The sequence below is a fragment of the Paenibacillus ilasis genome, assembly GCF_043195395.1.
In the GTDB taxonomy this organism is placed as follows: Bacteria; Bacillota; Bacilli; order Paenibacillales; family Paenibacillaceae; genus Paenibacillus_AQ; species Paenibacillus_AQ lautus.
The window spans coordinates 955,518-978,414 of record NZ_JBHDJG010000001.1; the positions used below are offsets into that span (position 1 = coordinate 955,518).

Below are 22,897 nucleotides of genomic sequence, written 5' to 3' on the forward strand. Positions count from 1 at the left end.
TGTGCTTTTTTGTGTTCCGATGGGTCAAGCCATTGTCATCAGTAAGCAAAGGCAAGTACGGATGAATATCTGGTCCGTACTTGCCTTTGCTGTTTTTGGAGCAAGGGAGGAAAATGCAAGCGGGTAGTCTAAACGCTGATCCCGCCGACATTCATATCCTCCGGCTTGGCAAAGAGGTGCCGGTAAAGAAACCCTAGACCAGCGACAAAGGCCAAGAGGGCAGCGAGCTGATAGAAGGTGGGTCTTCCTGCGGCTTCGAACAGCAAACCGCCGAAGGCTCCGCTGAGAAGTCCTGAAACGCTTGACCAGAAGATAACGAATAGAGCCATGCCGGTCGCGCGGTACTGCCAAGGGATGATCCGGGTAATATACCGCACGGCGGTTACATAGAACACGCCGAACGTAATGCTGTGAAGCGACTGAACCGCGAGTACGGACAACGGGTCAGCTGCAAGGGCCATGAGCAGGAAACGGAGCGCGAACATCAGGCTTGCAAAAGCCAGCAGGGGAAGCTCCTTCATCTTGTCGCCATACTTGCTTAGCAGGAAGAAGATCGGGATCTCGCTGGCAGCCGAGACCATCAAGGACCAGCCGATGAGTCCTTCGCCTGCACCCAGGTCGGATAAGGTAAGCGTGAGGAAGGCTTCGTTCATACGGTGGGCGATGGCAAGACAGAACGAGCAGCCGAAGAACCACAATATTTCTTTGGAACGCAATATCTTGAGGAGGGCTGCCAGTTCGACAGCCTCCGACTTCGCAGCAACTCCGTCGCGGAGAAGAAACGAGCAGAGCAGCGTGAACACGCCGATTCCGATGCCGATGGCCAGTGTGGCCGATGCGCCCGCGGCACCGATGGCATATCCAATAGCAAGCGCGAAGAACGCGTAGCCGAGTGAGCCGAATACGCGAATGACGGTAAAGCTGCGACCGTACCTCTGTGCCGTTTGGATCGCCATTGTATCCGCCAGGGGATAGACCGGATAGTAGAAAAAATAAAACAAACTGATTGTAATCAATACAACGCCGAAGCTTGCAACCTGCCACAAAACAAGCATCGTGACAAGCTGACCGATTATCAGAATGTTCATAATGCGTTTGATGGTCCGGTATTTGTCGCTCGTGTAACTCCAAATCATATTGGAGAACATGGATATAAGCGGGCCGATGGCATACAGATAACCGATCTGTGCGCTGCTGAAGCCGATTTCTTTGAAATATAGCGGGAAATAGGAAATGACGAGAGCTGTCGTGCCAAATATCGTAAACATAAAGGCGCGCAGCCAATTCTGATCCGGTCTTTTCGTAGCGGGAAGTTTCATGCTGGGGTTCTCCGTTCTTTTTATGAACCCGGCGCATATACGCAATTCGTGAGGTTCATGGTCTGTTATTCAGCTCCGACTAGTATATAACATATCGCAGAATGGAGATAGATGGATAATAGGACGCGCTCAACTACCCTACGCCGTCAATGATTTGTGTTATTTGTGCAAAATGAACGATCATATTATAATAGGTTTGATTTGGATAGGGATAAAAAGACAACCATGTGGAGGCAGAGTTCATTGAATAATCAAGAGCTAAGCCGTAAGGTTCCGCGCAGTCCGGTCGGGCTGATGAGCCGGGTGTACAAATTCATACTCCCGGAAGTGCGGATCGAATTGGAGAAGTGGCGCCGGGAGGCTGAGCAAATTCCGGATGAGGAGCTACGAAAGCAGGCACTGGCCAGTATAGATAACAAAAGATTCCACTGCCAGGGCGGTGCGGTGTATGCCGCAGCCAATCTGCCGGAGAAGCATATTCTCATTCCATTGATTGTAGCTTACCAGACAATTAGCGATTATCTCGATAATTTATGTGACCGTAGTACTTCGCTGGACCCAGCGGATTTCAGACAGCTCCATCAGTCGATGCTGGATGCCGTTACGCCTGAGACTGAGCCGGCCGATTATTACGCACTCCGGACCGAAAGGGAGGATGGAGGTTACCTTCTCCGTCTTGTCCAGAAATGCCGGGATTGCATCGGTCAATTATCAGGGTATGAAGCGGCAAAGCCCTACATAAGGGATTTGGCTGGGCTGTATACCGATTTGCAGGTATACAAGCACATCCATCCGGATAAGAGGGAAGCGGCATTGCTTGAATGGTGGTCCCTGCATGCTCACCGGACACCGCATCTGCGGTGGAATGAGTTTGCGGCAGCAACGGGATCAACCTTGGGTGTGTTCATGCTATTCTTGGCTGCAACCGATCCGTTTCTGGATGACGAGGATGCTTCGTCCATTCATGCGTCTTATTTTCCGAATGTATGCAGTCTCCACATTATGCTGGATTATCTTATTGATCAAGACGAAGACAGGCTGGGCGGCGATCTGAACTTTTGTAATTATTACGAAGATGCCGATACGATGCTGAACCGTATAGCTTCCATTGTTGAGTGGGCCCGGAAGGATGTCAGAACAATTCCCTCGACCCCTTTTCATCGTATGATCATTGAGGGGTTACTGGCGTTATATTTATCCGATCCAAAAGTCAGCGAGCAGCAACTGGTTCGCTCCGTATCCAAACGTTTGATGAAGAAGAGTCCGATGACCCGGATCTTTTTCTACGTCAACAGCCGATGGATTCGCAAGCATAAGCATGAGTGACATTGAAGGAGGAAAAGAAACATGGCAGAGGTTAAAAAAATTGCAGTTCTTACAAGTGGTGGCGATTCCCAAGGGATGAACGCGGCGCTTCGCGCCGTTGTACGCAGCGGTCTGTATTATGGTCTTGAAGTATATGGCATTCAGCGCGGTTACCAAGGACTTCTGGAGAACGACATTGTCAAAATGGATCTTCGCAGCGTAGGGGATATCATCCAGCGCGGAGGCACGATCCTTCGTTCCGCCCGTTGTGAAGAGTTCAAGACGGCGGAAGGGCAGCAGAAGGGTGCCGAGATTCTGAATCAGCATGGCATCGACGGGCTGGTCGTTATCGGTGGGGACGGTTCTTACCATGGGGCGAACAAGCTCAGCAAACTCGGAATCAAAACGATGGGCCTTCCTGGAACGATTGATAACGATATTTCCTTTACGGATTATACGATCGGCTTTGATACAGCCGTGAGCGTTGTTGTAGACGCCGTTAACAAACTGCGTGACACGATGTCTTCCCATGCGCGCTCGTCCGTTGTAGAGGTTATGGGACGCCACTGCGGCGACATTGCGCTCCATGCGGGCCTTGCTTCAGGCGCAGAGACCATTCTGGTGCCGGAAGTGGAATACAACCTTGATGAAGTGGCAACCCGTTTGCGCGAAAATTTCGCAAAAGGCAAGCGTCACAGTATCATCATCGTAGCGGAAGGCGTCGGACGCGGCGAGGACATCGTATGTGATCTTAAAGAGTGCCATGCCTCGATCGATGCACGGGTAACGGTGCTCGGACATATCCAGCGCGGTGGAGCTCCGACTCCGTTTGACCGCAACCTGGCAAGCCGTCTTGGCGATTTTGCAGTTCGCAGTCTGATTGACGGCCAATCCGATAAAGGATGCGGTATCATCAAGGGTGAGCTGGTCCTCACGGATATTGACAAGGTCGTTAATACGAAGAAAGAATTTAACCGTGAACTATATGATTTGGCATTGCGATTATCCCAATAAATTAGGCCGTGTCCTAATTTCGGACGATAAGCAAAAAGACCGTCTCCCATTGCAGAACGCATTCTGCATGGAGACGGTCTTTTTTTAGCGATGAGAAAGTATACACTTTAGAGGTTTATCATCCCTGTCTCGCAAGAAAAATCCGCTAGAAGCGGTCTGTCTTCTGAGAAGTACGTCGATAGACGTTTAGGATGCGGATCGGGCTTGCGCATTGACTTGACGTGCGAACTTGCGTTGAACTTTGACCAGACGCATCAGCATCAGGGCAGCGCCGACGGCAAGGCCCGTGATTAAGCCGATCCAGTAGCCGAAGGCTTGCCAATCGGTGTAGTTGGCGAGCACATATCCTACTGGCAGGCCAATCACCCAGAACGACAAAAAAGCGAGCATGAAAGCGACATTAACGTCCTTATAGCCCCGCAGCGCCCCTTGGGTCGGAGTGGCGATAGCGTCTGAGATCTGGAAGAAGATCGCGAACAACAGAAACTGCTGGATCAGCGCCACGACCGCAGGCTCGTTGGAATATAATCCGGCGACCTGGCGGCCGGCCATAAACAGGATGACAGCCGTGATCAGCGACAGGATAACGGCTGTGCTGATGCCGAGTTTAGCGTACTTCCAGGCATCCTTCATGCGTCCCGAGCCGGCCTCGAAGCCTACAAGGATCGTCAGACTCATGCATATGCTTAACGGCAGCATGTACAGTGTCGTAGCGAAATTCAGGGCAGCTTGGTGTGCGGCAATGGTCGCTGTATCAAAGCTGCTCATGAGCAGCGTCACTGCTGCGAAAACAGCGGTCTCGAGGAAGATGGAGAACCCGATCGGCACGCCGATTTTTAACAGGCTTTTCCATGCACTCAAGGAAACACCCTGAAGCTGCCTGAAGATGCCGAATGGAGAGAACGGGTGATTGTTATGGATGATCACCATGGCGATGATGAGAACGGTCCAGTATGTAATCGCGGAAGCAAGGCCGGCGCCCACGCCCCCCATTCTTGGAAAGCTCCAGAATCCATAAATGAATAACGCATTCAAGCCTACATTCACCGGCAGGGTAATCAGCGTGATCACCATGGAAATTTTAGTTTGCCCCAGAGCATCGATAAAGCTGCGGAGCACGGTGTAGGCGAACAGCGGAATGATGCCGATCGATATGGCGGCGAGAAACTGGGAGGCAATCCGCCGAACTTCCTGCTCGAGGCTCATGGCTCCAAGAATGCCTGGTACAACGGCATACCCGATCCCAAGCACGACGATGGCGAGTAAGATGGACAGCCAGAGCGCCTGGTTAACTTGGTAAGCGACTTTATGTTCCTGACGCCCGCCAACGAGCTGCGAAACGATGGGGGTTATCCCCATCAGAATTCCGCTGAGGCCGGTTTGGACCGGGATCCAGATGCTTGTAGCGATCGCTACGCCTGCCAAGTCAGCGGAGCTGAATTTTCCGGACATGTTGGTGTCAAAAAAAGTAATGGCCGATAAGGCTAGCTGTGTAATCAGAATGGGGATAAGAATAATCGCGAATTGCTTCAGCTTTCCCCGTGTTGTAGTGGTCGGTTGCATGTGCGATGTGCCTTTCTTATTGTAGTTTTTATGACGCTGCCCCCATATTGTAGGGTCTTGCTAAGGATGGGAACAATAACTGGCTTATTGAGCGGCGAGCCAGAACTCAACCAGCGGTTGAATCGGAGTGCGTCAGGTTTGCATGTTCAGGGCCCGAAGCCCGGCCCTAATCTTCATCATAGCATCTGCTGTCAAGTAAGCTCACCGATCGATTTGAACGCAGAAAGGGCCGGCCCTGTTGATGGGCCGGCCCTTAACGAATGGATAATTGAATTATTTATGAGTGACGCTTTCCGTATAACGGTTGGAAGCATTCCAGAGTAAATATTCATCGACGTTTGTATCCTTGAGGGCGCGAATCTGCTCCTCGATTTCCTTTTTACCGTACTTGGCATAATTTCCGCTTCCAAGCCAACTCGCGGTAAAGTCCTGAATCCAAGGCCGAATGATCGGTTTTTGATCCCCCAGCTCTTCCAGCTTTTTGTGGGTATCTTCCATGGAGCCTTTGATGGTCTGGTATGGAGCCTTATCCGGTACAGGGGAGCCGAACCAGCCTGCCGTGTAATGGCTTGGGTATACCATCGGACTGATGACATCCACGTTTTTGGAAATTTTGACGAAGTCTTGGCCGATCCCTTCCGCCGCGGGTACCGAAGCAGCATACCCGAAGATGTCAACGGATACGCGTATGCCGAGCGGCGCCAGTTCTTCCCGGGCATATTGCACAAAATCGGATACCACGTCCACACGCGATTGATCCGTCTTGGTATATTTCAGGGAATCGGCGCGTTTCTCAAAGCCCTCCGGAAAACGGACATAATCAAACTGGATTTCCTTGAATCCGAGTTTTGCGGCTTCCTTGGCGATTTCGATGTTGTAATCCCAAACCTCTTTGCTGTACGGGTTAACGAAGCTGTCGCCCCCGCCATTGGTCCAGACGCTGCCGTCTCCTTTACGGAAGGAAAGCTCCGGGTTTTTCTTGGCAAGAATGGTATCCTTGAACACGACAACTCTGGCGATCGGATAAATATCGTGTTTCTCCAGCCGCTTCATCAGCTGCTTGATGTCTTTGATAAAAGGCTGGGATTTACCGAGTTCCTTCAGCTTCGGATTATCGGTTTTGTACGTTATGTATCCTTCATCGTCCTTGATGTCAATGACCATCGCATTAAGATCGGTCTTGTCCATAAGATCCACGAGCTGATTCATTCTGGAGCCGCCTGCGCTATAAGCCGTTACATAAATGCCCTTGACTTTAGGCGCGTCAATCTGCGGATCGATTTCCGTCGTGTTTGGCTTGATGCCGGAGTGTCCTTGACCCTGGTTGTTATTTTGGTGCATGCCCTGAATCATGGCGGTATTTAACGAAGCCTGAAGTTTGGCGGTAAGATTGTTGTCTTGCGGACTGGAACCGCCGAAGCCCGCGGACGCTAAGATGAATAAAGCCAAGATGATATTCATAATTACTCTCTCCCTTGTGTACATTCACATCATGATTATAAAGGAACGGATGCCTTCAAAAAGAACAGGATTGTTACAATCGACAATAAATTGGAAACGGCGGGTGAGCGTACTTAGTTCATTAAACGGGTCGAGGGCGTTTTAAACGCTAAAAATCGACATTTGTGGCAGTTGGCCGTGAACAACATGTGAACATGGGGAGTGACTAGCATCGGAATATAACAACCATAAGAAGGTGGATAGCGTTTTCAGCAGCTTACCCTGCTTTGGTGGGGAATGACGTGCTTATAGAATTTACATTTATCCATAAAAAAATGCCGTTACTCACCGGTGAATTTTACCGGAGAATAACGACACTTGTCGTGCGATATTTACGTGTAGCATTAAAATTAATGAAGCGGCGTTTGGTTCTGATGCTCGCAAATGCTGAACTGAATGATTTCAAGAGCGTCCTCCTGCTCCAGAATACTCAGCCCGTCCCTAAGAACGATCATGGAATTCAGTTCGTTCTGTCTAAAGAACGGTATCATTTCCGGGAACCACTTCATGACGATTTGTGACAATTTTACCGTTTCCATTTCCATAAAAATCACCCTTTCCTTCCAAATTGGTTAGGCAGGACGTTCTTTTGTAAAACGGAAAAACAATTAAAATTGGGCCAAAGCGATGCCCGGGAAAAGATCTCATGAATATTGTAGGAACCGCGCACCAATATTATACCACAAATTTACCACACCCTCACAGGTGGTAAATATTTAGTTCTTGCGGAATTGACCCATGACAGCCGTGGTTTCCACGATATTAACGAAGGCCAGGGGGTCGGTCTCCGTAATGATTTGTTTTAGCTCAGCCAGCTCATATCGCGTCGTGACGGTCATTAGCATATCCTTTTCTTTATGACTAAAGGCCCCCTCGGTTTTGATCTTGGTTATACCGCGGGGGCGCTTAAGCAGCTTCTCCAGCAGGGCTTCCGTCTGGTTCGTGACAATAAAGACCGTAACCTTGATATGACTGACATGGAGCATATCCACCATTTTTCCGGCAATATAGATGGAGGCCATGGAGGCGAGGGCCAGGTTCCAGTCGTCTTCCAAATAAGCAACTGCCATAATGACGATGGCGTTCAGCGTCACGAGCACACTTCCAACGGGGAAGTCCCGGTATTTCGTAACGAGGGAGCCGATGATATCAAAGCCCCCGGTGGAACCGCCAACTCGAAAGGAGAGTCCGGTGCCGAATCCGACAAGCACGCCGCCGAAAACGGAGGACAGCAGCATGTCGGTTGCAACCGGAGTAACCGGAATGAGCTCCAGGAATAGGGTTGTAACGATAACCGAGAGAACGCTGAGACCAACGAACCTTTTGCCGAGCTTGAACCAACCGGTTATAAGAATCGGGATATTGAGCACAAAATACAGGATGCTGATATTTAGCGGCGTGAAATAGCCGATAATCAGAGCGACGCCGGAAACGCCTCCGCTGAGCAGATGATGGGGAATCAGAAACAAATTAAATCCGCCGGCGATAATGATGCCGCCGAACACGATCGAGAAATAGGTCCATAGACGCTTCAACATAGGAATCACCTCCCGGTTATTATGACTTCTTTAAGCTTGCTGGTATTCCAGAAATGTTTTGTGATATAATGTATTGGATATTCTTGAGTAGTCCGTTACATTGATAACTTTGCAAGCTTATCAGGATGATTATACATTAACCAGTCACCATACTGGTGATAAGAGAAATATACCGGTTCACCTCGTGCAGAAAATCCTGCTGGCCGGGAAAGCCTATAAACGTTACCACTACTTAAGAATACAGAGAAGAAAGTGGAAGTCCACAGATAGAAGGAGTATGAACCTATTGAAAAATTTCGCAGATTTTGGCTTGGAGCCGCGCGTGCTGCAAGCAATTACCGAACTTGGCTTTGAGGAAGCCACACCGATCCAATCCCAATCGATTCCGATTGCCCTTACCGGCAAGGATATGATTGGACAAGCACAGACAGGTACTGGTAAGACAGCAGCATTCGGCCTTCCTCTTATCCACAAAATCGCCAAGGAAGAGGAGCGTATCGTCGCTCTCATTATGACACCGACCCGTGAACTTGCCATCCAGGTTGCTGAAGAAATCGGTAAACTGTCCCGCTTTAAAGGAATTCGTTCCTTGGCTATTTACGGTGGACAGGATATCGGGCGTCAGATCCGCGCTTTGAAAAAGAAGCCTCAAATCATTATCGGCACACCAGGTCGACTACTTGACCACATCAACAGAAAAACCATCCGACTTGATGATGTCCAAACGGTTGTATTGGATGAAGCGGATGAAATGCTGGACATGGGCTTCATGGAAGATATTCAGTCGATCCTTAAGCTTGTTCCTGAAGAACGTCAAACCTTGCTGTTCTCCGCAACTATGCCGGCTAACATTCAGAAGTTGGCATCCCAGTTCCTTAAAGAACCTGAGCATGTATCCGTTATTCCTAAGCACGTTAGTGCACCTCTGATTGACCAAGCATATATCGAAGTTCCTGAACGTCAAAAATTCGAAGCCTTGAGCCGCCTTCTGGATATGGAGTCGCCTGAGCTTGCGATCGTCTTTGGACGTACCAAGCGCCGTGTTGACGAATTGGCAGAAGCATTGCAAAAACGCGGATACTCGGCAGATGGCCTTCATGGCGACCTGTCCCAGCACCAACGTGATACCGTTATGCGGAAATTCCGTGACGGAAGCATCGATGTCCTCGTGGCAACCGATGTGGCAGCACGTGGTCTCGACGTATCGGGCGTTACCCATGTTGTGAACTTTGACTTGCCGCAAGATCCGGAAAGTTATGTACACCGTATCGGACGTACAGGCCGTGCGGGTAAAGAAGGTACAGCTTGGTCCTTCGTAACTCCTCGTGAGATGGATCATCTGTACTTCATCGAGCGTGTGACTCGTCACCGTATTCCACGTAAACCTTTGCCTACGATCGCTGAAGCGATTGAAGGTAAACAACGGATCATCGCTGAGCGTGTGCTTGAAATCATTGAGCAGGGCGAATTGACCGAGTATAAAGGTCTTGCCATTCAATTGCTGGAGCAGTACGATTCCGTACAATTGCTGGCAGCTGCAATGAAAATCCTGACGGGTGACAAGAAGGAAGGCTCCGATATTCACTTGACTCCGGAAGATCCGATCCGCGCAAAGCGCCGGAAGCCGGATATTCGAAGTGGCCGCAAGCCAAGCGGAGGCTATGGCGGACGCAGCAACAGCGGTGGCGGCGGCTATCGTCGTGAAGGCGGTAGCGGTGGCGGTGGTAACCGTGGCGGCTACTCCAAAGGTGGATACAACCGCGATGGCGGCGGCAGCAGTTATGGCAACCGCGATGGCGGTGGCTACAACCGTGACCGCAGCAATAGCGGTGACCGTAAACCTCGTTCCTACAGCGGCGGCGGCGAACGTCGTCCTAACCGGGGCGGAGACGAATAGTATTTAAAGGTTAACTTCTTCTGAAATGAAGTAACCGAACATTAAAAGACGAAGCAGCTGCTCACACCAAGTGGAGCCGCGCTTCGTCTTTTGTTCATGTTTAAAGAAGATGCACCCAAGGTGCATCCCCTTTAAACTCGCAGTTTTAGGGCAGTAACATCCGATCTGTTTCACTTCATGACTCAAAGAGACATTAGATGTAGAATGTGCTGAGAATAATGACAAGGAGAATAAACAGAACCAGGACAATTCCAACATTATTTCCGTAGCCGTAACCGCCGCCACCTTCACAAGACATACATAATCCCTCCTCTTTAAATTTGGAAATTCAAGCTTGTTGAACGGATTACGAGATATCGTATGGGGAAACCACGGCGATGGATTGGACATTCACCCAGGTGCGTTTAAATTAGGCTCTGGCAATGCATGTACCAAATAAGGTATATTAATAGATACATGCATGATTTGAGTGAGGAGGAAACGGATTTGGAAATGAAAGGAGCCATGGGTGGCTTATACAAGCTCACCGAGTGGATTACCCGAATTGCTTTTTCGAACATCTTGTGGGTTATTTGTACATCGCCTTTCCTGTTTATCGTTCTAACCAAATTCCTGATGGCCGTTCAGACACCGGAGGCGCATAATGAGCAGCTGCTGTCCAACTGGGTTCTGGGAATATTATCACCGTTTGTTTTGTTTCCGGCTACGGCGGCTTTATTTACCGTTGTACGCAAATGGGTGATGGGCAATCCGGATGTGTCCGTATTTAAAACATTTTTCAAGGGTTATAAGGAAAATTACAAGCAGAGCATGATCGGCGGTATTTTTTATACGCTGCTGTTCGTGATTATGTACGTGGATTACACGGTTTATATGACGCAGCTTGATGGTTTCCAGCTTGTCGGCATTGTGATGCTCGTGCTGCTTATCGTGCTGTTTGTCTCCCTGTTCAATTTCTTCTCCATGGCCGTTCATTATGAGATGAAAACGACGCAGCTGTTGAAAAATGCGGTGCTGCTGACATTGATTCGTCCGTTCCGCGTATTTTCGACTTTGATCGGAAGCGCTGTCTTGGCGTATATCGGCACGCAGATGCCGGTGCTGTTCGTGTTCTTCCTGTTCTGCCTGATGGCATTGTTCGCGTTCTTTAACTTCTATGCCACCTTCACCAAAATGCAGGAACAGCAGGAGAAGATGAAGAAAGCCGAGGAAGAGGAGTCCGAAACCGAACAAGCCCTTCTGGAAAGCATGGATTCTGCCAAAAAGGGAGAGAACGGATCGAACCTTAAATAATGCGAGGTTTACTTTTCAGGCAAAACCCCCTATAATAAGACTACATCCTGCGATGTTCGTTTCGGTTTTCCGTTGTTTTGAACCAATGACGATGTCTAGGGAGATCTATACGTAATCGTGGCTGAAATGCCCTGTCTATATGACAAGGGGAATTCATAAGCGGTTCTGCGGTCACCCACCTGCTAATGCAGGTTCGAAGACAATGTTTACCGGACGGCATAGGCGGGTTTCGTTTAACCAATGAATGGGCACCTCTTTTATTTCGAATTCGAAGTGAAAGAGGTGTCTTTTTGCTATATATAAAGGTTTGCTGAAAGCATAAACAATGTTAAACTAGAGTATGGAAAGGAACGGTCATTTATAAAGGAGGAACGGTCTTTGTCATTAAAACGAGTTCTAATTGGTATCGTGCGCAGCTATGACGGCACAAGCGACCGTGCTAAAGATCCCAAGCTGAAGACGCGTTATTACAATCTTTCAAAAGAAAAGTGTTTTGAAGAGGTTTCCTCGACACTGAAAAAAATTCCGGGTTACAAAGTTCTGCATGAGGTTAAATCCGTGGGAGAAATCACGCTCGAGAAAAGAACCTCGTTTGGACGTACACTGGACATTACCGTATCCGTGCTCGGCATCAGTCCGGTTCGCAGCGCAGTTGATATGTATTCGGCGTCCCGCGGTTCCCTAGGGGATCTGGGCGCGAACTACCGGGTTATCTTGAACCTGTACGCTGTTCTGGATAAAAAACTGAGCAAGTATAAAGTGGATGCTTAGTAGAATAAGAAAAAGCGGGAGAGCTGCTCTCCCGCTTTTTAAAAGTGTGCAGTGTATGTAGCCTTTGGCGTATTACCGCAAAGATTTTACTGCATCGATCGCGGCTTCGTAATTCGGGTGCTCCGTCATTTCACCAAGGTATTCTACATAGGTGATGGTATCGTTAGTATCCACGACGAAGATCGAACGCATGTCGAGCTGGAATTCCTTGATAAGCACGCCGTACGCTTCACCGAAAGAACGCGATTTATAGTCGGATAGCGTTATGACCCGGTCAACGCCTGCAGCTCCGCACCAACGGGCTTGGGCGAACGGAAGGTCGGCACTGATCGTAAGGATCACCACATCATCGCCTAGACCAGCTGCTTCTTCATTGAAACGGCGCGTCTGAGCATCGCATACCCCGGTGTCGAGGGAAGGAACGACACTGATCAGCTTGATTTTACCGGCATAATCTTTAAGAGATACGTCTTCGAGCAGGTTTTTGCTCACTGTAAAATCCGGCGCGGCATCACCAGCCTTGAGCTGTGGTCCGATGAGTGTAATAGGATTGCCTTTAAAAGTGGCAGCTCCTGAACGTTCTTGAGCCATGAGAAATCTCCTCCTTGGATATCAAAGTTTGGTGATCAGGTTCATGGTACATTATAATCTTTTTAAAAAGGGAATGTCCACTATGGGCACCCCTGCCTGGTTTAGGATGAGGAGGATGCTATGATATTCGTACGTTATGAAAATTGGAAAAGTTATTTGCGTTATTATCCCGTTACATCGCTGCTGCTTGTGATCAACCTGGTGATGTTTGTAATTACATCCTTTGACGGCGGTTCCAGAAACCCGGTTACGCTGCTGAAATATGGAGCTTTATCGGATTTGCCGCAGTTCGTTGATCAGGCATGGAGATACTTTACGGCGATGTTCCTCCATAACGGATTTGACCACTTTTTGTTCAACAGCTTCGCACTGCTGGTATTTGTTCCCCCGCTGGAGAGAATCATGGGGAGCTGGAAATTTGCCATTCTGTATCTGCTCAGCGGTGTTCTCGGTAATGTAATCGGATTGGCTTATTATGAGCGCATGGAGGACTATACCTTCCTTGTAGGCGCCTCAGGAGCCATATACGGAGCTTATGGCGCTTATCTGTACATCGCCCTGTTCCAGCGGCATGTCATGGATGAGTCGTCCCGCAAGACGCTGTTCACCCTGCTTATTCTGGGGATACTGTTCTCGTTTACACCAGGGGTCAGCCTTGTAGCACATGTCGGCGGATTGGTAGGCGGATTTTTCCTCTACGGTCTCATGATTCGATTATTTAAACGTCGAACATAATCGGACCTTAGAGGGTCTGTTATAATAGAATTGGATGATTTGATAAAGTCTTCAAGTCTTCTAGGGAATAAGAATGGAGCGATAAAAGGCGTGGAATTACGACAGTTGCAATACTTTGTAAAGGTTGCGCAAAAGGAACACGTTACCCAAGCGGCAGAAGAGCTTCATGTGGCTCAATCAGCCGTCAGCCGTCAAATACATCAGCTGGAAGAAGAGCTTGGTGTTAATTTGTTCATGCAAAAAGGCCGGAATCTGCAGTTAACCCCGGTAGGTCAGCTTTTTTGCAAACGGGTGGAGAGCATTATGAAGGATTTGGACCGTGCGGTCGTCGAGATACATGAATTTCTGGACCCGGAGCAGGGGGAAATCCGCATCGGATTCCCTCACAGCCTGGGCATCCATTTGATTCCGTCCATTGTGGCTGAATTCCGGAAGAAGTACCCGAACGTGAAGTTCCGGTTCAAGCAGGGGATGTTCCCGACACTGATCCGGGACGTGGTCGGGGCTGAAGTGGACTTGGCATTTGTGTCTCCGTTTCCGGATCGCCATGATCAAGTGGACGGAGATATCGTCTTGACAGAGGAGCTGTTTGCGATCCTGCCGCCGAATCACCCGCTTGCGGGGGAGCAGACCATCAAGCTGGAGCAATTGAAGGAGGAGCGCTTTGTGCTGTTCAGCAAAGGCTACTCCTTGCGCCCGATCGTATGGCATGCCTGCCTGGAAGCCGGGTTCACGCCGAAAATTGCTTTTGAAGGCGAGGAGACGGATACGATCCGCGGGCTGGTTGCGGCCGGCATGGGGGTCAGCCTGCTTCCTGAAATGGCGCTGTTCCAGACGAATCCGCTGCAGCCAGCACGCGTCCGGATCTCGGAGCCGAAGGTAACGCGTTCCATCGGTCTGATTCACCGCGCGGACGAGAAGCTGCCACCGGTTGCGCAAGCCTTCCGTGCGTTTTTGCTTCAATATTTTGGCATTGATCCGTCGCCGAAAAAGGAAGGTGCGGGGACTGACGCATCAACTCCCTAACCTGGCTTCATTAATCAAAAATAACATATAAAAAAGAGGGCTTTCCTTCTCCACCCATCCATGGTAGAGAGGAAAGCCCTTTGTTGTTGTGCGTATTGGTTTATTCCCGGTTGCTCGTAAAGATCATGATATACCGGATCAACTCGAGCAGAGAGATCAAGGCTGCAGCGACGTAGGTCAGGGCCGCGGCGTTCAATACTTTAGCAACTCCGCGTTCTTCGTCATTGGCGATATAGCCTTCTTGAACCATCAGCTGACGGGCACGGTTACTTGCGTTAAACTCGACCGGCAGGGTGACAAGCTGGAAGGCAACGGCGCAAGAGAAGAAGATAATGCCGAGACCGACCAGGTTCATGGCTTGGAACAGGAATCCGGCAATCAAGAGAAACGGAGCGATACCCGATGCGAAGTTAACGACCGGGAACATCTTGTGACGGGCTACAAGCATCGGATAGTGCTCGGCATGCTGGATTGCATGGCCGACCTCGTGACAAGCAACCGAAACGGCCGAGATGGTACGTTCATAATAAACGGGCTCTGACAAGCGCACAACGCGTTTGGTCGGATCATAGTGGTCGGAGAGCGTGCCTGGCACCGGTTCAATCGGCACGTCGTGGAGTCCGTTGGCATCCAGCATATGCCGGGCCGCATCGTATCCGGTCATGCCGGTGCTGTTCTCAACCTTGGCCCATTTGTTAAATGTGCCTTTAACCCGGAACTGAGCCCAGAGCGAGAATATAAAAGCGATAATAATGAGAATAAACATCCAGTCAGAATACATGTATCATACCCCCATACAAAGTTGTTATTTGGTTCTTCACCATTTACATCGAAGTGAACTGGTTCAGCAAGATTTGTAGCGACTCGATGCAAGCAGCCCCTTTAGGAAGAATGTTAGCGAGTACCTCCCGGGCTTGACTTGGCTTTAATTCACTTAGAAGCGGGTTGAGTTCCTTCACATCCCGTTCCAGCTGTTTCATCTGTATTTCGAGCTTAGTTAGCTTCTCCGTCATTTCGGAATCATCGGGAACCGACTTCCAGCGATCCAGCCTCTCCTTAATCTCATCGAGAGTATATTTCTCTTGCTTTAACTGATTAATACGTTCGAGAGTGCTTAAGGTTTCAGAACTGTACAACCGGTAGTTTTTTAACGTCCGTTTCTCAGGGGAGATCAAACCCAGCTTCGTATAGTAGTCAATGGTTCTTTCGCTGATTCCGGCAACCTTGGCCAGCTCACCGATCCGGAAAAGGTTTCCTCTCGTGATCCCCATCATTCATCACCTCACAAGCTTTCATTGAATGGACATTAATGAATGCATTTATATTTTCATTTTAATAGAAATATGATACATGATCATGAACCATACAGTCAAACGTCATAGTTGTGACAAAAAACCTTGAAGCTTAGTCTTTACTTAACTATACAGGATGTTAGACGATTTGCACTGTATGCACTTAATGTTAGATTATATTACATAAGTGAAGTTTATTTTGAAAAAAACCGTTGCGGATTTTCATTCTCCCCCCTATAATGACAATATGAATTCAAGGTGATGTTATATTAGTTTACATTAAAGGGAGTGTAAAACATGAAAAAAAGATGGCTAGGTTTAATGGCGGGAGTAATCGCATTGCTTGCATTCCCGGCGAGCGCGTTCGCCGCTGATGGGGGAGCCACGAATGTTGAATTAACGGCTGGCTTGAACTCCGTGTTCGTATTCTTGGCAGCATTGCTCGTATTCTTCATGCAAGCAGGGTTCGCATTGCTGGAAGCCGGATCGGTTCGTATGAAGAATGCAGGCCACGTTGCAGGTAAAACCTTCCTGACCTTCGGCATTTCAATCGTCGCCTTCTGGGCGCTAGGGTTTGGCCTGGCATTTGGTAACGGGAACAGCTTTTTCGGATTTGAAGGTTTTTTCTTAAGCGGTGACAATGCGGCCGGCTCTTTTGATTCCCTGTCCGCTTACGATGTGCCAACAACCATTATGTTTCTGTTCCATTTATCCTTTGCAGCCGTATCCTTGGCTATCGCTTGCGGAGGTATGGCCGAACGGGCGAAACTCAGCGTTTATATCGTGTTCGGATTGCTGTTCACCATCGTGATTTACCCGATTGTTGCTCACTGGGTATGGGGCGGCGGCTGGCTCGGGGCTCTGGGTATGCAGGACTTTGCCGGATCGACGGTCGTTCACTTGACAGGCGCTACAGCTGCGTTGGTGGCTACCGTTCTTCTGAAGCCTCGACTTGGCAAATATAATAAGGACGGGAAGCCTAACAGCATTCCGGGTCACAACCAGGTTTTATCGGTACTCGGCGTTTTCATCATCTGGATCGGCTGGTTCGGATTTAATCCAGGCAGCACCATCTCCGCACTCACGGACGGCTTCTTCGGTTTTGTGGCATTAAACACGAATATCGCAGCTGCGGCAGGTGCGCTTGCGGCGTTGCTGATCTCTTGGGCGGTTCTGGGCAAAGCGGACATTCCCAGCATGCTGAACGGTATTCTCGCCGCATTCGTTGCGATCACGGGGGCTTGTGCATTCGTGGAACCTTGGGCGGCTGTCGTTATCGGTGCGGTTGCCGGTACGATTACCTTCTTTACGGCTCAGTGGTTTGACCGCAAAGGCATTGATGATCCTGTATATGCATTCTCCGTACATGGTATTGCCGGGATGTGGGGTGCCGTATCCACCGGTTTGTTCGCAGCACCGAGACTTGTTGAAATTACAGGCGTAGGCAAAGAAGGCTTGTTCTACGGCGGGGGCTTCGGTCAGCTTGGCGTTCAGCTTTTGGGCCTGGTCGGCACGTTTGCATTCGTTCTCGTGATCTCATTCATCATTCTGTATATCATGAAAGTTACGATGGGTATCCGCGTAACGGAGGAAGAAGAATTGGTGGGTCTTGATATCAGTGAACACGGAACTTACGGATATCCGGAGCAAATGAAACTTCTGGCGGAATCGGAAGGGAAGTCCCCTGAGTTTCGTTCCGGGGGCAAAGCGGTACCTGGAAGCGACACGGCTTTATAAGTACTAAATTCTAGATGGTTCATGAATATGTAATAAGGAGGCCGCGGCATGAAACCTCTGAAATCCGTCAATCTGTTTCCGGTATTCTCGGAAATTCAGACAGCAGCAACAGCCCAGCAATTACGAGATGAACGGATCGTTTGTCAGAACCATCTGATCGAGATGCGTCATGACATGGAGCTGAGAGAGTGGATCGCATCCGTCAATACGATGCACGATCTGATTGGACAGCGTGCCGCGGCAATCTGTGAGCAGGACATGTGTGAGGCTGGCTTGGGCCGGCCTCCTGCGCGTTATGCGTTTGTTGCTTTTGGCAGCAGCGGAAGGCAGGAAGCGACGCTGTGGAGCGATCAGGACAACGGTTTGATCATTGGCGATGAGCTGGAGGAGGATCAGCTTCCCTTTTTTCGGGAATATGGCCTTCGGCTGGTGAATCTGCTGGAGTATGCAGGCTATCCCAAATGTTCGGGAAAGGTGATGTGTTCCGAACCCTTATGGAGCAAAAAGCTTGGCGATTGGAAAAATCAGATTAGCGAGTGGTGTGGAGATCAGCAGTGGGAGCCGATTCGCAATTTCATCATCGCTTCGGATCTGCGTCATATAGCGGGAGATGGCGAGCTATCGGAGGCTTGGACCGACCATTTCCGGAGCTCGGTCGAGCTGCATCCGAACATCGGCTATGCCGTACTGCGAAACACGGTCAAGCACAAGGCAACGCTTAATGTAATGGGGCGAATTGTGACGGAGCGGTTTGGTGAGCATGCCGGTGAATTTGACGTAAAGTATGGCGTCTACATTCCCCTTGTGAACAGCATCCGCACGATGGCGCTGCAAAGAGGCATCACCGAAACCTCGACGCAAAAGCGGATGGAGAAGGTCATGCTGCTTGAGGGCGGCAATTTGCTGCTGGAAAGCGTACAGCGTGCTTTCTTGACGGCTCTTCGATTGAGGAATAACACGCCCCATCGGGTGGAGAACGGGCTGATCACCAGCAGCGGGTATATTTCGCAGGAGCAGCTCAAAAACAAAACCATGCAGTACGAGCTTCGCGATACGCTTGGCGTTGTCAGACGGATACATCGGTCATTGCAGCGAGAGCACCGTTTTGCGGAGAGGAGGAACCCATGACTGAACCGGGACAATCGAACGGGGGCTTCTGGAGATCGCTCCGTTCGGGTAACTTTAATTCCGCCATCGCTTCCATGCGCGGGGCGCAGACGGCGCAGCAGCTGGCCTTCATCCGATCCCAGATGAAGGATAACCGGAGGCCGGAGGTGCTGGGTACCCCGCTGGACGAGCTGGAGGTTGTCGTATTTGATCTCGAGACGACGGGGTTTAATCACCAGCACGGTGATGAGATTTTGTCATTCGGTGCAACCAAGGTCATCGGGGAGCAAGTGATTGAGAACGAAACCTTTCATATGATCGTTAACAGCGGTGCTCCTGTTCCTCCATTCATTGCTGAGCTGACAGGCATTACGCAGCATATGGTTGATGCAGCCCCGCCTTTAATGGAGGGGCTGCATGATTTCATGGCTTTTATAGGAGGCAGGGTGCTTGTTGCCCATGCCGCTGCGCATGACCGCGGATTCCTGAACGCAGCCTTGTGGAAGACATCGAAGGTTCGATTAACCCACCGGCTCCTTGATACGATGATGCTTGCGCAGAGATTATATCCTGAGCAGAAGGACTACAGTCTGGATGAGCTGCTGCGAAGCAGCGGCATTCCGGTGGAGGGCAGACATCATGCTCTGTCCGACGCGCGCATGACCGCCCGGCTGTGGGCGGATTATATGCAAGAAATTCAGGCGCGCGGCCATGCAACCACGCTTGGAGATTTGTATGTCTATTTAAGCGAGGCGTAAACCCCGAGCATGATGGCTGCACGCGATAGCTCATTATTCGCTTTGGATTTTGCAAGGAATCGGGGCGAGGGAGTAGCATTTCGATCCCGAATGCCCCCAGGAATTGGATGGCAGATCGCTGGTTAATTCTGAGGCTTCTGTTCCCTGAATAATTTTGTAGGCATGAAGCTGCAGTGGTTTCAAGCCTGGAGCATATGAAGTTGAAGCTGCAGGAGATCCGATGGCATATACCTGAAGCAGTCCGCCGAAGGATGGAAGCTGCAGCAGATCCTCTTCGGACGGCTCAGGGGATGTGTGCGGGTGACTGTGAAACAAACCGACGATTCGTTTTTCAGTCAAAACCAAGCGGGTCCATTGAACAGGATCCAGATGAAAAGAATGCAGCGGAAACTCCGCTGTATTTTTTACGGGAATAAATTGTGTAACGGTTACCGATCGGCTTGTTGCGCTGGAGTGCCCGATAAGGACACCACAAGCCTCCTCTGGCAGACAATGATACGTATAGTCCGATATATGCTGTTGTACCGCCGCGTGCAGCAGAAGCTGCTCCAGGGCCGTGTCAGACGGGTTCATCTTTTTCCCTCCCGGGCTATAATTGAAGTTGATCGCGTGTTTGAAAGATCAGGGTTTCAGGGTACAATAGGGACTATAAGTGCGTGTTCAAAAAGGTCGATTTTCAGCACCGAAGCTTATGCTTCCGATGTGCGTTTTTTCAAAACGCTTCAGTTGGATGAAGCTAGGGAGTGAGGAGCGGAGCGTACGTTTTGGGTACGTGAGCACCTAAGATGTTTCCGCAGGAAACATGACTTCGTAAGCATCCGCTTAGGCCCGGCTGAATTCAAGATTCGATGCCGAGCTGCTTGCTGATTCGCTTCGTGTTAGATATAGAATTTATGAGTTATCAGTGGAACTGATGAAATTCTATATCGCAAGAAAACCTACCTATGCATCGCGGTCGCTCATCCTTGAAGTGGCCTCGATAGAGGTTTTCTTATCAAAAGCGGACTTTTTGAACAACCTCTATAACTAAGTTTAGCAAAGGAACCTATACCTATGAAACGAAATATCATCATTATCGTCCTGCTTGTTGTCGCGGCAGGCGCTGTAATCTATAATCAAGCAGGCGACAATATCCAGGCCGTCTTCATGCAGGAGAAGCCGCTCCCGACGGAGACAGGTGCCAAGGCCGGGCTGCTTGCCCCTACCTTCACGTTAAAGGGGATGGACGACAAGACATATTCCGGCGGCGGAGCGCGCGATAAAGCGATGGTCGTCAATTTCTGGGCATCATGGTGTGAACCGTGCAAGCAAGAAGCCCCGGAGCTTGATAAGTTGGCAGCGGAATATGCAGATGAGCTGGAAATCTACGGCGTGAACGTGTCCAAGTATGACAATGAGAAAAAAGCGCGTCAATTCGTTAAGGATTTTGAACTCCGGTATCCGATCCTTCTCGATCCCAAAGGAGAAGTGTTCGAGGAGTTGTATAAAGGCCAGGTCTTCCCGACGAATGTGCTGATTGATCGGAACGGCGTGATCCAGGAAATCATTCTTGGCGCTCCGGATCCCAAGGATCTTCGCAAAAAGGTAGCCAAGCTGTTGAATTAATTGTGAAGCGACAAGCGGCGGAAACTCCCGGAAACACCAAAAAAAGCGCGGCCACCATGTTCATGACATGGCGGATACGCGCTTTTTATATTGAACGCAGCCTTAGTGATTAACCAACCCTTGCCTTGCCGCGGACTCATGCACCTGTTCCGGTGAGATTTGGCCGAGGAGCGCATAGCGCATACTGTCCACCAGCGCTTCCCAGCTCGCCTCAATGACGTTGCTGGAGACCCCGACGGTGTTCCAGGAATTCTCAAAGTTCTTGGATTCGATCAGCACCCGTACTTTGGCTGCCGTCGCATCCTTGTCATCCAGCACCCTTACCTTATAGTCAGCAAGATGCATTTCCTTAAGTGTCGGGAAGTATTGGACCAGCGCTTTACGCAGCGCGTTGTCAAGCGCATTGACCGGACCGTTGCCTTCTGCCGCGGTGTAGATGCTCTCGCCGGCAACGTTGACTTTGACGAAGGCTTCGGAAACGACGGGCTGGCCGGCTGATTTCTCTACCAGCATTTTGAAGGATTCAAAGGTAAACAATTCCTTGAGCTCTCCGTTCGCTTCCCGAAGAAGCAGCTCCAGGGAGGCATCTGCGCCCTCGAATTGATACCCTTCATGCTCAAGATCCTTGATCTTTCCGATAATATGCTTGGATTGTTCACTAGCCGGGTCAAAGTCAAGACCCATGTCCTGCGCCTTCGATACGATATTGCTCTGCCCCGCGAGCTCGGAGACCAGCACGCGCTGCTTGTTTCCGACCTTCTCCGGTTCGATATGCTCGTACGTTCTGGAATCGCGCAGGATCGCCGAAACGTGGATGCCACCCTTATGGGCGAAGGCGGCGTTGCCGACATACGGCTGGTTGACAGGCATGTTGACGTTGGCGATTTCACTGATATACCTTGCGGTATTCGTCAGCGTGCGGAGGTTATCGTCTCCGATGCACTCGTAACCCAGCTTCAGCTGCAGATTCGGGATGATGGAGCACAGGTTCGCATTACCGCAACGCTCCCCGTAACCGTTCATCGTTCCCTGTACATGCTGGACACCAGCCTGCACGGCACTCAGGGTGTTGGCAACGGCAAGCTCGCAATCGTTGTGGGTATGAATGCCGAGCGGGGCGCCGGGCAATGGACCCGTTAAAGATGACACAATGCTCGAGATCTCATGCGGGAGACTGCCGCCGTTCGTATCGCACATGACAAGCCAATCCGCACCTGCCTCCCGTGCTTTGGACAATACGGCAACAGCATACTCGGGATTGTTCTTATAGCCGTCAAAAAAGTGCTCGGCATCAAAAATCACTTCGAGGCCTTTTTGCTTCAGGAAGGCGATGGAATCATAGATCATGGCCAGATTCTCTTCGAGTGTTGTCTGAAGCGCGGTATGGACGTGGAAATCCCATGACTTCCCGACCAAAGTGGCCGCAGAAACGCCGGATTCCAGAATTCGAAGCAGATTGGCATCCTGGTCGGCAATGGAGCCTTTGCGGCGCGTGCTGCCAAACGCGGTTACTTTTGAGGTTAGACCGAGATCCTGGACTCTTTTGAAAAATTCGATGTCCTTGCTGTTGCTTCCCGGGATACCGCCTTCAATATAATGAACACCAAGAGCATCGAGTTTCTTGGCGATTTTGACCTTGTCGTCCGCCGACAAGCTGATTCCTTCGCCTTGGGTTCCGTCGCGAAGTGTCGTATCAAAGATGGAAATGGACTTAGACATGATGTCCTCCTTTGGGTGTCCGGGATTGGACCGCATTGTTTATAATTTTGTATTATAGCATTTCTTTGCGGGAAAGTAACAGAGTAAAAAAACAAACGACCGATAGGGGCTTATTCTTGACCCCTGT

22 protein-coding genes and 1 other RNA gene are annotated in these 22,897 nt (G+C 50.0%); 12 read left to right on the forward strand and 11 right to left on the reverse strand.

Annotated elements, in window-relative coordinates:
* Positions 1-128 precede the first annotated feature (128 nt).
* On the reverse strand, positions 129-1,319 hold the full coding sequence (locus ACETK5_RS04605; RefSeq protein WP_394054383.1) for an MFS transporter: 1,191 nt from the start codon (positions 1,317-1,319) through the stop codon (positions 129-131).
* A gap of 243 nt (positions 1,320-1,562) precedes the next feature.
* On the opposite strand from ACETK5_RS04605, the gene ACETK5_RS04610 reads away from it, so the two are divergent.
* Positions 1,563-2,645 carry a tetraprenyl-beta-curcumene synthase family protein gene (locus ACETK5_RS04610; RefSeq protein WP_100538494.1) on the forward strand — a complete coding sequence of 361 codons (1,083 nt, stop codon included), beginning with the start codon at positions 1,563-1,565 and terminating at the stop codon, positions 2,643-2,645.
* A gap of 21 nt (positions 2,646-2,666) precedes the next feature.
* Complete coding sequence (gene pfkA / locus ACETK5_RS04615) at positions 2,667-3,638, forward strand: 6-phosphofructokinase (RefSeq protein ID WP_100538493.1); 972 nt, start codon at positions 2,667-2,669, stop codon at positions 3,636-3,638.
* Between the two features lie 186 nt (positions 3,639-3,824).
* On the opposite strand, the gene ACETK5_RS04620 is transcribed toward pfkA, so the two are convergent.
* The 4 genes from ACETK5_RS04620 to ACETK5_RS04635 form a co-directional block, all read right to left on the reverse strand.
* Entirely contained in the window at positions 3,825-5,201 is a 1,377-nt protein-coding gene (locus ACETK5_RS04620) for an MATE family efflux transporter (RefSeq protein WP_394054384.1), read from the reverse strand.
* A gap of 273 nt (positions 5,202-5,474) precedes the next feature.
* Positions 5,475-6,662 (reverse strand): putative glycoside hydrolase, encoded by a 1,188-nt coding sequence (locus tag ACETK5_RS04625; protein ID WP_394054385.1) that lies wholly within the window; start codon positions 6,660-6,662, stop codon positions 5,475-5,477.
* A gap of 389 nt (positions 6,663-7,051) precedes the next feature.
* On the reverse strand, positions 7,052-7,246 hold the full coding sequence (locus tag ACETK5_RS04630) for a hypothetical protein (protein ID WP_006211704.1): 195 nt from the start codon (positions 7,244-7,246) through the stop codon (positions 7,052-7,054).
* Positions 7,247-7,417: 171 nt separating this feature from the next.
* On the reverse strand, positions 7,418-8,239 hold the full coding sequence (locus tag ACETK5_RS04635; protein ID WP_100538490.1) for a YitT family protein: 822 nt from the start codon (positions 8,237-8,239) through the stop codon (positions 7,418-7,420).
* Positions 8,240-8,525: 286 nt separating this feature from the next.
* Here ACETK5_RS04635 and ACETK5_RS04640 point away from each other — a divergent pair, with 286 nt between their 5' ends.
* Positions 8,526-10,136 carry a DEAD/DEAH box helicase gene (locus tag ACETK5_RS04640; RefSeq protein WP_394054386.1) on the forward strand — a complete coding sequence of 537 codons (1,611 nt, stop codon included), beginning with the start codon at positions 8,526-8,528 and terminating at the stop codon, positions 10,134-10,136.
* Between the two features lie 193 nt (positions 10,137-10,329).
* On the opposite strand, the gene ACETK5_RS04645 is transcribed toward ACETK5_RS04640, so the two are convergent.
* Positions 10,330-10,434, reverse strand: a complete 105-nt coding sequence (locus tag ACETK5_RS04645) for a YjcZ family sporulation protein (protein ID WP_207797483.1) — start codon at positions 10,432-10,434, stop codon at positions 10,330-10,332.
* Between the two features lie 188 nt (positions 10,435-10,622).
* Here ACETK5_RS04645 and ACETK5_RS04650 point away from each other — a divergent pair, with 188 nt between their 5' ends.
* From ACETK5_RS04650 to ACETK5_RS04660, 3 genes are all read left to right on the forward strand, one after another.
* Positions 10,623-11,429, forward strand: coding sequence for a YesL family protein (locus tag ACETK5_RS04650; RefSeq protein WP_326113820.1), 807 nt, complete (start codon positions 10,623-10,625; stop codon positions 11,427-11,429).
* Between the two features lie 41 nt (positions 11,430-11,470).
* Positions 11,471-11,662, forward strand: a non-coding RNA gene (gene ssrS / locus ACETK5_RS04655) — 6S RNA.
* A 145-nt stretch (positions 11,663-11,807) separates the two neighbouring features.
* Entirely contained in the window at positions 11,808-12,200 is a 393-nt protein-coding gene (locus ACETK5_RS04660; RefSeq protein WP_006211699.1) for a DUF1499 domain-containing protein, read from the forward strand.
* A gap of 72 nt (positions 12,201-12,272) precedes the next feature.
* Here the strand turns inward: ACETK5_RS04660 and tpx are convergent, their stop codons facing one another.
* A complete protein-coding gene (tpx, locus tag ACETK5_RS04665; RefSeq protein ID WP_071223106.1) occupies positions 12,273-12,791 on the reverse strand; it encodes a thiol peroxidase in 519 nt (172 codons plus the stop codon).
* A gap of 120 nt (positions 12,792-12,911) precedes the next feature.
* On the opposite strand from tpx, the gene ACETK5_RS04670 reads away from it, so the two are divergent.
* Positions 12,912-13,526, forward strand: coding sequence for a rhomboid family intramembrane serine protease (locus ACETK5_RS04670; RefSeq protein ID WP_100538487.1), 615 nt, complete (start codon positions 12,912-12,914; stop codon positions 13,524-13,526).
* Between the two features lie 90 nt (positions 13,527-13,616).
* Complete coding sequence (locus ACETK5_RS04675; RefSeq protein ID WP_100538486.1) at positions 13,617-14,552, forward strand: LysR family transcriptional regulator; 936 nt, start codon at positions 13,617-13,619, stop codon at positions 14,550-14,552.
* Positions 14,553-14,652: 100 nt separating this feature from the next.
* Here ACETK5_RS04675 and ACETK5_RS04680 read toward each other — a convergent pair whose 3' ends face one another.
* Both ACETK5_RS04680 and ACETK5_RS04685 read right to left on the reverse strand, forming a co-directional pair.
* Entirely contained in the window at positions 14,653-15,333 is a 681-nt protein-coding gene (locus ACETK5_RS04680) for a zinc metallopeptidase (protein WP_009594846.1), read from the reverse strand.
* A 43-nt stretch (positions 15,334-15,376) separates the two neighbouring features.
* Positions 15,377-15,826 (reverse strand): MerR family transcriptional regulator, encoded by a 450-nt coding sequence (locus ACETK5_RS04685; protein WP_100538485.1) that lies wholly within the window; start codon positions 15,824-15,826, stop codon positions 15,377-15,379.
* Positions 15,827-16,141: 315 nt separating this feature from the next.
* Between ACETK5_RS04685 and ACETK5_RS04690 the strand changes: the two genes are divergently transcribed.
* The 3 genes from ACETK5_RS04690 to ACETK5_RS04700 are packed head-to-tail and all read left to right on the forward strand — an operon-like array spanning position 16,142 to position 19,446.
* A complete protein-coding gene (locus tag ACETK5_RS04690) occupies positions 16,142-17,581 on the forward strand; it encodes an ammonium transporter (protein WP_100538484.1) in 1,440 nt (479 codons plus the stop codon).
* Positions 17,582-17,629: 48 nt separating this feature from the next.
* Complete coding sequence (locus ACETK5_RS04695; protein ID WP_394054387.1) at positions 17,630-18,709, forward strand: DUF294 nucleotidyltransferase-like domain-containing protein; 1,080 nt, start codon at positions 17,630-17,632, stop codon at positions 18,707-18,709.
* Positions 18,706-19,446 (forward strand): 3'-5' exonuclease, encoded by a 741-nt coding sequence (locus tag ACETK5_RS04700; protein WP_100538482.1) that lies wholly within the window; start codon positions 18,706-18,708, stop codon positions 19,444-19,446. Before ACETK5_RS04695 ends, ACETK5_RS04700 begins: the two co-directional genes overlap by 4 nt.
* 33 nt (positions 19,447-19,479) lie before the next feature.
* Here ACETK5_RS04700 and ACETK5_RS04705 read toward each other — a convergent pair whose 3' ends face one another.
* Positions 19,480-20,019, reverse strand: a complete 540-nt coding sequence (locus ACETK5_RS04705) for a M67 family metallopeptidase (protein ID WP_394054388.1) — start codon at positions 20,017-20,019, stop codon at positions 19,480-19,482.
* Positions 20,020-20,499: 480 nt separating this feature from the next.
* Here ACETK5_RS04705 and ACETK5_RS04710 point away from each other — a divergent pair, with 480 nt between their 5' ends.
* Positions 20,500-21,051 (forward strand): TlpA family protein disulfide reductase, encoded by a 552-nt coding sequence (locus tag ACETK5_RS04710; RefSeq protein WP_100538480.1) that lies wholly within the window; start codon positions 20,500-20,502, stop codon positions 21,049-21,051.
* Positions 21,052-21,153: 102 nt separating this feature from the next.
* On the opposite strand, the gene cimA is transcribed toward ACETK5_RS04710, so the two are convergent.
* The gene (gene cimA, locus ACETK5_RS04715; protein ID WP_100538479.1) at positions 21,154-22,770 is read right to left on the reverse strand and encodes a citramalate synthase; all 1,617 of its coding nucleotides are present in this window, start codon (positions 22,768-22,770) and stop codon (positions 21,154-21,156) included.
* Positions 22,771-22,897 lie beyond the last annotated feature (127 nt).